Raw genomic sequence first — 10,545 nt, forward strand, 5'->3', positions numbered from 1 at the left:
AAAGTTACCAATTTTTTAGGGAATGGAAACAGAGATCTAACTGTAAAAGAACTAAATTTTTGCCTGTGTGGTATAGGCAGAATCTTTATATAAAGAAATAAGTCAAATGGGGGTGGGGAAATGACTGAAGTATATCAATCCGCTTGTCCGTTAAACTGCTGGGACAACTGCGGTTTCAAGGTAACGGTGAATAACGGCAAGGTAATAAAGGTAGATGGGGATCTAAATCATCCTATTACAAAAGGGAAAATATGTGGACGTGGCCGTATGCTTGAGGCACGGACGAATTCCTCTGAACGTCTATTATATCCCCTTAAAAAAGTGAATGGTAAATTTGTAAGAATTTCCTGGGAAAAGGCACTGGATGAAATTTCCGACTGTCTGAAGGAAGTCAAAGAACAATTCGGCCCACTTGCCGTTCTTCACAGCCATGATTATGCGAATAATGGCGTTCTTAAAAGCCTTGATCAAAGGTTTTTTAACTGTTATGGCGGTGTAACTGAACTTAAGGGTTCGCTGTGCTGGGGAGCAGGAATCGAAGCGCAAAAATGGGACTTTGGCGATGCTTACAGTCATGGACCTGAAGATGTTATGAATAGTAAAAATATTATTGTCTGGGGACGGAATGTTTCCAGAACCAATATGCACTTCTACCAGACTCTTCAAAAAGCAAAGCTCCAGGGAGCCCGCTTATTTGTGATCGATCCCATTTTTAATCCAACTGCTAAATTAGCAGATCAATATATTTCTATAAAGACGGGAATGGACGGTTTTCTTGCTGCAGGCATAAGTAAAGAAATGCTCCGACTTGGTCTGGAAGACCGTGAATTTTTGAAAAGCTTTACCGAAGGCTTTGAAGAATTTTTAGAATTGCTTAATGGGATTTCGCTCGAAGAAATAAGCGAAATAACAGAAGTTCCAGTTGAGGAGATAACAAAGCTTGCTTATATATTTGCGGATAAACCGACCTCTATTTATATGGGACTTGGTATGCAGCGCTATAAGAATGGCGGAAATACAATCCGTTTGATTGATGCCCTTGCTGCTATTAGCGGTAATATTGGTATTAAGGGCGGGGGAGCAAACTATGCTAATCTGCGGGTAGGCCAAAGCTTCCAATATGATGAGTTAAGCTTATCAAGCAGAAAAACTGGCCAGCGCCAATTCACCATGATGAAGCAGGCAGAAGAGATTCTCGCTGCTAAAAATCCACCTATACAAATGATTATTGTTACATGCGGTAATCCGCTTACTCAAGTTCCGGATAGTAACATTGTTAAAGAGGCATTTTTATCTGTTCCTAACCTTGTAGTTATTGATCACTATATGACAGATACCGCAATGATGGCGGATTATGTCCTGCCAGCGGCTACTTCATTTGAGGAAGAGGACCTTTATTATTCTTCTATGTATCATCACTATGTAAATTACGGACCTAAATTAACGGACCCTCCTGGCGAAGCGAGGCCGGATTTATGGATCTGGACAGAACTGGCTAAAAGAATGGGTTTTGGCAGTGATTTTGATTATACAAGAGATCAGTGGCTGCAAATGTCACTTGCGTTATTAGAAGCAAATGGAATGACGGTTGAACAAATAAAACAAGAACACTTTGCTGAGCTTCCGGTAAAAGAGATTCCCTGGAGTGACAAAAAGTTTAAAACTCCTTCAGGAAAATATGAGTTTACATCCAAGCTTGGACAATTAAAAGGAGACAATGGGTTCTTAAAGCTTTCTTTTCCTGAGGAATCCAAATGGGCAAATCCGGAATTAGCGAAAAAATATCCATACTCTCTTTTAACTATGCATCCTCAGAAATCCAATCATTCGCAGAATTATCATCTTTTTGCCAAGGAGCCTGCAGTGAAAGTGGAAGCAGCCAAGAATATTGCTGATTATCTAGGGCTGCAAGAGGGTGATGAAGTTCGTGTTTGGAATGATCGCGGAGAAATAAAGGGTACCCTTTCTATCTTAAAAAAGGCTCATCCAGACACCATTAATATTGATGAGGGTATTTGGAGCAAATTTGGTGGCTCTGTTAATCTGCTTACATCAAGCAGAGAATCAGACAACGGACTTGGCAGCACTTTATATGACTGTCTTGTTAATATTGAAAAGTGGGAAACTAAAACTGCATCATTTCAGGAAAGTGAAATTCCCAGCAGAGTTTAAGATAGAAACTGCCATTTATAGGCGGTTTCTATTTTTTTTGTTCCTTCATGAATCTTGTCTTTACTGTTGATTTCGCTGCTAACGTTTGCTATCAGCGGCATTCCGGGAGCCTGTCAAACTTCAGCACCTGGAGGCCTTCCGAGGTCGCTTCACGCCCCTTCAGTGCTTCGCGGGGCCGAACGAGGCACTTCTGTTCTTCTTTCTCCTCGCCGCTGCACGCCAACAGAGTCTCCAGCCTTCCGCTTCCATCAACAAATGATTGAATACCTTTATCAGTTCTGTAAAAAGCTTTAGATCGTCATGGTATCTGCGATATTCGCTTTTTATAAAAAGCAATATAACAATTTTTAACTGCAGAGGGTACTTTTCAGCAATGCTTGTCTTTTTAGGTGCGAATGCCTATAATTGTGAGAGGATTTTTAAACTTTGAGACATAATGTTTTTTGAATAGATATGAATGAATTAGAGGAGTGAACAGGAATGGCACTAACAGCAGGTATTGTCGGTTTGCCGAACGTAGGTAAATCTACTTTGTTTAATGCAATTACACAAGCGGGAGCAGAGTCTGCCAACTATCCTTTTTGTACGATCGATCCAAACGTAGGGATTGTAGAGGTTCCGGATGAGCGCTTAACAAAATTAACCGAATTAATTCAGCCTAAAAAGACTGTACCAACAACCTTTGAATTTACAGATATCGCCGGAATTGTAAAGGGTGCGAGTAAGGGTGAAGGTCTTGGAAATAAATTTTTATCGCATATCCGTGAGGTAGACGCAATTTGTCAGGTAGTCCGCTGCTTTGCTGATGAAAATATTACCCATGTATCAGGTAAGGTAGATCCGATTGATGATATTACAACTATCAATTTGGAATTAATTCTTGCCGATTTAGAATCAGTTGAAAAAAGAGTTGGCCGTGTTGAAAAACTGGCAAAACAAAAGGATAAAGATGCTGCAGCTGAATTTGAGGTCCTTTCTATTCTAAAAGAAGCATTTGAACAGGAAACGCCTGCCCGGGCAGTTGAATTTACAGATGATCAGCTTAAAATCGTAAAAAACCTGCACCTGCTTACTACTAAGCCTGTTCTTTATGTAGCTAATGTATCTGAAGAAGAGGTGGCAAGTCCGGACGACAATGAGTACGTTCAACAGGTTCGTGAATTTGCTGCAAAAGAAAATGCAGAGGTTATTGTAATCTGTGCAAAAATTGAATCCGAAATTGCCGAGCTCGAGGGTGAAGAAAAAGAAATGTTCTTGTCTGAGCTTGGAATTAAAGAGTCCGGCCTTGATCAATTAATTCGCAAAGCATACAGCCTGCTTGGATTGGCTACTTATTTCACTGCAGGTGTTCAGGAAGTCCGTGCCTGGACCTTCCGAAAAGGTATGAAAGCACCTCAATGTGCGGGTATTATTCACTCTGATTTTGAAAGAGGTTTTATCCGTGCAGAAACTGTTTTCTATGATGACCTTATGGCTGGGGGATCAATGAATGCTGCCAAGGAAGCTGGTAAAGTAAGGCTAGAAGGAAAAGAATACGAAGTAAAAGACGGAGATATCATCCACTTCCGCTTTAATGTATAATCGATTACTCCGCAGATCTTATCTGCGGAGTTAATTTTTTAAAATAAAGTATAATACCTTTTTGAAAAGCTCTTTGGTGACCGCTAGGTGATTCTTGTTGCAGATAGTGCCAGCCCACACGTCGCCTAAAGGTGCTTTCACTTTTCTCCATTGCATAATGGAAAACTCTATGCTATAATTTTAACTTGTGAGTAATGATTAGTTGCTCCTTGCCCATTTCGGGCCGTTTAGACCAAAAGGAGGTGAATGTGATGAGAAAGTACGAAGTTATGTACATCATCCGCCCAAATATTGAAGATGAAGCGAAAAAAGCTCTTGTTGAGCGTTTTAACACAATCCTTACTGATAATGGTGCGGAAAGTGCTGAAACAAAGGATTGGGGTAAACGCCGTCTTGCATATGAAATCAATGATTTCCGCGACGGATACTACCAATTAGTGAATGTAACCGCTAATGCTGATGCAGTGGAAGAATTTTCACGTTTAGCAAAAATCAGCGAAGATATCATTCGCCATCTTGTTATTAAAGTTGAAGCATAAAATCAATCAATCGATATAAAAAGTGGCTGGATAAATGTTCCACATGGAACATTTTCCGGAAGAAAAGGAGTTGATTCTGATGATGAATCGTGTCGTTCTTGTCGGCCGTTTAACAAAGGATCCTGAACTGCGCTACACTCCAAACGGTGTTCCTGTTGCTACTTTTACTTTAGCTGTAAATCGTGCATTTACGAATCAGCAGGGCGAAAGAGAAGCAGACTTCATTAATTGTGTAGTTTGGCGCCGTCCGGCAGAAAATGTGGCTAACTTTTTGAAAAAAGGAAGTCTTGCAGGTGTCGATGGCCGTGTGCAAACACGCAGCTATGAAGGACAAGATGGGAAACGCGTATACGTAACGGAGATTTTAGCGGAAAGTGTTCAATTCCTTGAACCTAAAAGTGCTTCTGGCGGTAATGCTGGAGCTGGAACTGGAGCCAGACCTGATAACGATCGGTTTGGCGGTTCAAGGGAACAGGGCAATCCTTTCGGAGGCGGCAATCAGAATCAGCGTTCCAACGGTAATCAAGGTTATACAAGAATGGATGAGGATCCGTTTGCAGGAAGCGGTCAAATCGATATCTCAGACGATGATCTGCCATTCTAACCTTTCATTTAACGGACGAATATCAAAATGAAGGAGGGAAATACCATGGCAATGGGAGGACGTAAAGGCGGTCGCGCTAAGCGCCGTAAAGTGTGCTATTTTACAGCTCACGGAATTACACACATCGACTATAAAGATGTAGATCTTCTTAAAAAATTTATTTCTGAACGCGGTAAAATCTTACCTCGTCGTGTAACTGGAACTCACGCTAAATATCAGCGTAAACTTACAATCGCTATTAAGCGTGCACGTATGATGGCATTATTACCATATGTTTCAGGTGAATAAGTAATAGTAAATAAAAAGGCAGTAGGGACATTCCTTACTGCCTTTTTTTATTCTAGAAATGCTGAACATGTGATGGACAAGGTTGGCTTCGCCAGCTTTAGCTTTCTGAGGAAGTCTTGATTTGAGCAGCGGAATAATTGCGAAATTAGGAGTCTGACAATACCTAAAGACTCAGTAATCGATGAGGTTTCGAATTGGAAAAGCTTATTTAGATTTAACTCGGCGGAGAAAGATCAAAAAGGACCTTATTTTTTTATATAATTCCAATAGTTGAATACAGGTGCCTATGTAGCTAAAATATAGGTTAAGATACATAACATCAAGAACAAGCTTATGAGGTGAAATGTTGAAAAATACTCGTCAGTTAACGGAAGGTGCTGTCCTGCTGGCAGCATTCGCAATTATATTATTGTTAACACTTTATGTGCCTTTTTTAGGAGCAATAATCATCTTTTTTCTGCCTCTTCCGTTTATACTATTTACAGCAAAGTATAACTTTAAAGGGATATTAGTCTTTTTAGCCGCAGCAGTGGTTATTTCAATAATCATCTCGGGAATCTGGGGTATTGTTTACCTGCTTCTTTTCGGAGCAACAGGAGCGGTAATGGGTTACTTGATTCAAAAGAATAAAAGCCGGCCATTTATTTTACTGATAAGCACCCTTACTTTTTTAATAAGTACGGTAGCTCTTTATGCTATAAGTGTAGGCGTTTTTCATATGAATTTCATTCAGCAATTTAATGTTTCTGTTAATGAATCATTGAAAATAACCACTAGAATGTTAAAAGGCATGGGACAGGGGTCTCAGGCGGACAAAGTAACAAAGCAATACAAAGATATGATTGTGGCAATAAAAACTATTTTTCCAAGTTTGCTTGTCCTATCGTCGTTTTTTACAGTTTATATTTTACAGCTGATCAACTTCCCCATTTTAAAAAGGCTTGGAATTACCATTTCTGTCGGGAAGCCTTTTAGAGAGCTTACCCTTCCACGCAGCCTTTTATGGTACTATATAATTGCAATGGGAGCGAATTTAATTTTTCATCCCGATGCAGGAACGTATTGGCACGCAGTGGTTATTAATTTATTTTATGTTTTATCTATACTAATGTTTTTGCAAGGCCTTTTTGTCCTGTACTATCTTTTTCATAAAAGGTCTATATCCAAGGGATTCCAGATTATAGTTACAATTCTTATCTTTGTGGCTCCAATATTTCTTTATGTTGTTTCTTTATTAGGTATAATGGACTTAGGTTTTGATTTTAGAAAACGTAGGGAAAATAAACAGTAAGAATCCCAATATTAATTAGGAGCTGGAAAGATGCCTGCATTTTTAGAAAAACGATCTATTCGTTATCCTTTTTATGGATTATTGGGCGTAGCTTTATTGCTCCTTTGCGTCCTGTTTTTATATAATTGGATTCTTGCCCTGGCCGGCCTCCTGCTCATTACTTTGCCTGTTTATTATATGTTCCATATTGATAATCGGCAGCGTAAAGAAATGGAGGAGTATATAACAACTCTTTCATACAGGGTAAAACGAGTAGGTGAAGAGGCGTTAATGGGAATGCCAATTGGGATTATGCTCATTAACGACGAATATTATATTGAATGGACCAACCCTTTCCTTGCCTCTTGCTTTGACGAGGATACGCTTATGGGCCGGTCACTTTACGATGTTGCTGATGCATTGATTCCTCTAATCAAGCAGGAAGTTGAAACGGAAATTATAACACTCCATGACCGTAAGTTTCGTGTCATACATAAACCAGAGGAAAGGCTCCTCTACTTCTTTGATGTTACAGAGCAAACAGAAATTGAAAAGCTATATCGTGAGGAACGGACAGCCATAGCTATTATATTTCTCGATAATTATGAAGAACTCACCCAGGGGATGGATGACCAGATGCGCAGCAGTATCAACAATCTGGTTACTTCCATTTTGAATAAATGGGCCCAGGATAATGGGATCTTTTTAAAAAGGATATCCTCTGAGCGTTTTATCGGAGTGTTTAATGAACACATATTACAGGGACTCGAAAAAGCGAAGTTTTCCATTCTTGACGAGGTTAGAGAATTAACATCAAAACAAAATGTTTCGCTGACATTAAGTATTGGTGTAGGCACCGGTGTTTCCTCCCTGCCTGAGCTTGGCACCCTTGCCCAATCCAGCCTTGACCTTGCGCTGGGGAGAGGCGGAGACCAGGCTGCGATTAAACAATCAAATGGAAAAGTTAAGTTTTTTGGAGGCAAAACGAATCCAATTGAAAAAAGAACCAGGGTTAGGGCACGTGTTATTTCACACGCTCTTAAGGAGTTAATTGCTGAAAGTGATAAAGTCATTATTATGGGCCATAAAAGCCCCGATATGGATGCAATTGGTTCTGCCATTGGAATCCAAAAGGTAACCCAGGTTAACCAGCGGGAAGGCTATATAGTTGTTAATTTAGATGAGATAGACACGGGTGTTAAACGGCTTGTAGAGGAAATCCGGCAGCATGGTGATTTATATAACCATTTTATTAGTCCGGAAGAAGCACTCGAGATTGCTACCGATGATACCTTATTGGTTGTTGTCGATACCCATAAACCTTCTCTTGTAATTGATGAAAGACTTTTAAACAGAATTGATAATGTAGTCGTTATTGACCACCATCGCAGAGGTGAGGATTTTATTAAAAATCCTTTGCTAGTCTATATGGAACCTTATGCATCTTCTACAGCGGAACTCGTAACCGAGCTTCTCGAGTATCAGCCAAAGCGCGGGAAAATTGATATGCTCGAAGCTACGGCACTACTTGCTGGAATTATTGTTGATACGAAAAGCTTTACTTTACGTACGGGTTCAAGAACCTTTGATGCAGCCTCTTATTTAAGGGCTCAGGGAGCAGATACAGTATTAGTTCAGAAGTTCTTAAAAGAAGATGTCGCTACCTATATTAAACGTTCTAAATTGATTGAGTCGGTCATTTTCTACCGTGATGGTCTGGCCATTGCCAAGGGGCCTGAAAATGAGATATTCAATCAGGTTCTCATCGCCCAGGCTGCTGATACGTTATTAACGATGGACGGGGTACTAGCCTCCTTTGTTCTTTCAAAAAGAAGTCCGGAGATGATCGGTATCAGTGCAAGATCGCTTGGGGATGTAAATGTACAGGTTATCATGGAAAGCCTGCAGGGCGGAGGGCATTTAACAAATGCTGCCACCCAAATGACAGGATTTTCTATAGAGGGAGCCGAGGAGCAGCTCAAACAGGCTATAGATGAATATTTTGAAGGAGGAAAAAAAGAATGAAAGTAATTTTTCTTAAAGATGTAAAGGGTAAAGGAAAAAAAGGGGAAGTTAAAAATGTAGCTGACGGCTATGCACAAAACTTTCTTTTTAAACAAGGCCTTGCTATAGAAGCTAATCAGGCTAATACAAGTTCTCTGGCAGCTCAAAAGAAGAAAGAAGAAAAAGAAGCGGCTGCAGAACTTGAAGAAGCAAAAAAATTAAAAGAAATACTTGAAAAAACGACTGTTGAATTAACAGCAAAAGCAGGCGAAGGCGGAAGGCTTTTTGGATCCATTACAACAAAGCAAATTGCTGAAGAATTAAATAAGAAGCAGGGAATTAAAATTGATAAAAGAAAAATGGAGCTTGAGGATGCCATCCGTACTTTGGGGCATACAAAGGTTCCGGTAAGGCTTTATCACGATGTTACAGCATCATTAACTGTCCATGTAAAAGAAGTAAACTAATTTTGGCAGTGCGATTTCTGTCGAAAACGTGCTAGAATAGAATAGTTGAGATAAAAAAGTGATCGGTACTGGCTGGTCACTTTTTTTCTAGTGAATTTCTATCATTACGTTTTTAAATATAGATTTATTATGGTAAATGGGAGGTTGGCAGGATGAGTGAATTATTGGCAGACCGTCTTCCACCGCAAAATATTGAGGCTGAACAGGCTGTCCTCGGAGCTATTTTCCTGGAGCCGTCAGCATTAACAATGGCTTCGGAAATGCTAATTCCCGAAGACTTTTATCGAGCAGCCCATCAAAAAATATTTAATGCTATGCTCAAACTGAATGATCATGGTAAAGCGGTTGATTTGATTACGGTAACAGAAGAATTGGCAGCATCCAAACTTCTCGAAGATACAGGTGGAGTAAGCTACCTCAGTGAGCTGGCAGGTTCTGTGCCCACAGCAGCTAATATTGAATATTATGCGAGAATAGTAGGGGAAAAGTCACTCCTGCGCCGCTTAATCCGTACAGCAACAGAAATTGCCAAGGATGGCTATACTCGTGAGGATGAAGTTGAAGCTCTCTTAGGTGAGGCAGAAAAAAATATAATGGAAGTGGCCCAGCGTAAAAATGCAGGTGCTTTTCATAATATAAAGGACGTTTTGGTCCGGACTTACGACAATATTGAACAAATGCATAACCGAAAAGGGGATATTACTGGAATTGAGACGGGCTTTAGGGAGTTAGACCGGATGACAGCCGGATTTCAGCGAAATGATTTAATCATTGTTGGTGCCCGTCCTTCTGTTGGTAAAACTGCATTTGCGCTTAATATTGCTCAAAACGTTGCGATTAAAACCGGAGAAAATGTAGCCATTTTCAGCCTTGAGATGGGTGCTGAGCAGCTTGTTATGCGTATACTGTGCGCAGAAGGCAATATTGACGCCCAAAGGCTTAGAACCGGTTCTCTGACTGATGAAGACTGGGCCAAGCTAACCATGGCTATGGGAAGCCTTTCGAATGCAGGGATTTTTATTGATGATACCCCTGGGGTAAGAATAAGTGATATACGTTCTAAATGCAGACGTCTGAAGCAGGAGCATGGCCTGGGAATGATTTTGATTGATTACCTCCAGCTCATATTGGGCAGCGGACGCAGCGGTGAAAACCGTCAGCAGGAAGTATCAGAAATTTCCCGTTCATTAAAGCAATTAGCCCGTGAATTACAAGTTCCGGTTATTGCGTTATCCCAGCTTTCCCGTGGAGTGGAACAGAGGCAGGATAAACGCCCAATGATGTCTGATATCCGTGAATCCGGAAGTATTGAGCAGGATGCTGATATCGTAGCCTTCCTTTATCGCGATGACTACTACGATAAAGAATCCGAGAATAAAAACATTATTGAAATCATTATAGCCAAGCAGCGTAACGGTCCTACTGGAACCGTCCAGCTTGCATTTGTTAAAGAATATAATAAATTCGTAAACTTAGAAAATCGATTTGATGACTCGGCGATTCCGCCGGGAGCATAAAGGCTGCCCGTTCAGGGGCAGCCTTTTTATATGACAAATTGTATTATTAAGTGCGACATCTAGAAAATACAAAAAAACCCACACTCGCTTCGTGTAAAATAGA

At 40.4% G+C, this 10,545-nt stretch carries 9 protein-coding genes; all 9 read left to right on the forward strand.

All coding sequences use genetic code 11. The annotated features are described in order from the left end of the window. Window positions 1-120: 120 nt before the first annotated feature. The 9 genes from AC3WR0_RS23450 (at window position 121) to dnaB (ending at window position 10,442) form a co-directional block, all read left to right on the forward strand. Window positions 121-2,172, forward strand: coding sequence for a molybdopterin-dependent oxidoreductase (locus tag AC3WR0_RS23450; protein WP_492554531.1), 2,052 nt, complete (start codon window positions 121-123; stop codon window positions 2,170-2,172). Between the two features lie 480 nt (window positions 2,173-2,652). After that, on the forward strand, window positions 2,653-3,753 hold the full coding sequence (ychF, locus tag AC3WR0_RS23455; protein WP_492554532.1) for a redox-regulated ATPase YchF: 1,101 nt from the start codon (window positions 2,653-2,655) through the stop codon (window positions 3,751-3,753). A 251-nt stretch (window positions 3,754-4,004) separates the two neighbouring features. After that, a complete protein-coding gene (gene rpsF, locus AC3WR0_RS23460; RefSeq protein ID WP_492554533.1) occupies window positions 4,005-4,292 on the forward strand; it encodes a 30S ribosomal protein S6 in 288 nt (95 codons plus the stop codon). A gap of 79 nt (window positions 4,293-4,371) precedes the next feature. Continuing rightward, window positions 4,372-4,896 (forward strand): single-stranded DNA-binding protein, encoded by a 525-nt coding sequence (gene ssb / locus AC3WR0_RS23465; RefSeq protein ID WP_492554534.1) that lies wholly within the window; start codon window positions 4,372-4,374, stop codon window positions 4,894-4,896. A 51-nt stretch (window positions 4,897-4,947) separates the two neighbouring features. Then, a complete protein-coding gene (rpsR, locus tag AC3WR0_RS23470; RefSeq protein WP_027320394.1) occupies window positions 4,948-5,184 on the forward strand; it encodes a 30S ribosomal protein S18 in 237 nt (78 codons plus the stop codon). 343 nt (window positions 5,185-5,527) lie between these two features. Further along, the gene (locus AC3WR0_RS23475) at window positions 5,528-6,475 is read left to right on the forward strand and encodes a YybS family protein (protein WP_492554535.1); all 948 of its coding nucleotides are present in this window, start codon (window positions 5,528-5,530) and stop codon (window positions 6,473-6,475) included. Window positions 6,476-6,505: 30 nt separating this feature from the next. Then, entirely contained in the window at window positions 6,506-8,479 is a 1,974-nt protein-coding gene (locus AC3WR0_RS23480) for a DHH family phosphoesterase (RefSeq protein WP_492554536.1), read from the forward strand. Next, window positions 8,476-8,925 (forward strand): 50S ribosomal protein L9, encoded by a 450-nt coding sequence (rplI, locus tag AC3WR0_RS23485; RefSeq protein ID WP_492554537.1) that lies wholly within the window; start codon window positions 8,476-8,478, stop codon window positions 8,923-8,925. Before AC3WR0_RS23480 ends, rplI begins: the two co-directional genes overlap by 4 nt. Before the next feature lie 152 nt (window positions 8,926-9,077). Beyond that, the gene (gene dnaB, locus AC3WR0_RS23490; protein ID WP_492554538.1) at window positions 9,078-10,442 is read left to right on the forward strand and encodes a replicative DNA helicase; all 1,365 of its coding nucleotides are present in this window, start codon (window positions 9,078-9,080) and stop codon (window positions 10,440-10,442) included. The last annotated feature ends 103 nt before the right edge of the window (window positions 10,443-10,545 follow it).

The organism is Neobacillus sp. FW104-15D2 (genome assembly GCF_058790155.1).